Source organism: Paracoccus sp. MKU1 (assembly GCF_001447385.1).
Taxonomy (GTDB): domain Bacteria; phylum Pseudomonadota; class Alphaproteobacteria; order Rhodobacterales; family Rhodobacteraceae; genus Paracoccus.
This window is the reverse complement of record NZ_LLWQ01000139.1, coordinates 1-919: the sequence shown is the minus strand read 5'-3', so window position 1 is coordinate 919 and position 919 is coordinate 1. Positions and strand designations below refer to the sequence as shown.

At 69.0% G+C, this 919-nt stretch carries 1 protein-coding gene; it reads left to right on the top strand.

Going from position 1 to position 919, the window contains the following annotated elements; translation table 11 throughout:
* On the top strand, window positions 1-919 hold a 919-nt coding region (locus AQY21_RS08955), incomplete at both ends, for an MFS transporter (protein WP_058097342.1).

Sequence of the window (919 nt, the reverse complement as noted above, 5' to 3'; positions counted from 1 at the left end):
CGCCGCTCGGCCCGAACTCGCCACCATGCCGATCGCGGCGATGTTTCTGGGCACTGCGGCCGCGACTTTCCCGGCCTCGATCTGGATGAGCCGTGTCGGCAGGCGGGCGGGCTTCGTGCTGGGTGCGCTGCTTGGCGTGGCGGGCGGCATCGCGGGTGCTGCCGGCATCTGGGCCGGCTCGCTGCTGCTGCTCTCCCTCGGCACATTCCTTGTCGGCGCCTATCAGGCCTTCGCGCAGTTCTACCGCTTCGCGGCGGGCGAGGTCGCGGATGACGCCTTCCGCTCGCGCGCGATCTCGCTGGTGCTGGCGGGTGGCGTGGTGGCGGCGCTAGCCGGGCCGATGGTCGGCCGCTACGGCGCGGATCTGTTCCCGGCGGAATATGCCGGTTCCTTTCTGCTGCTGGCACTGGTGTCGCTGGCAGGAGCGGGCATCCTTTCCGCCTTGCACGTGCCCGCGCCGAAAGAGGAACCCGGCATGGCCGCGGAAGGCCGGCCCTGGCGGGCCATCGTCCTCCAGCCCGCCTATCTGGTGGCGCTGTTCGGTGCGGCGACCGGCTATGGCATCATGATCCTTGCGATGACGGCCACGCCGCTGGCCATGGTGCATCACCACCATGATCTTTCGACCGCCGCGACCGTGATCCAGCTGCATGTGCTGGGCATGTTCCTGCCGTCCTTCGTCACCGGCGCGCTGATCGCCCGCTTCGGCGTGCTCAGGATCATGCTGGCGGGCGTGCTGATCCTTGCGGGCCATGTGTTGATGACGCTCACCGGAACCGGCTTCACCTCCTTCGCCGGCGCGCTGATCCTGCTGGGGGTGGGCTGGAACTTCCTCTACATCGGCGGCACGGCGCTGCTCACCACCACCTATACGGCAGCCGAGCGCGGCCGCGCTCAGGCGACCAACGACATGACCATC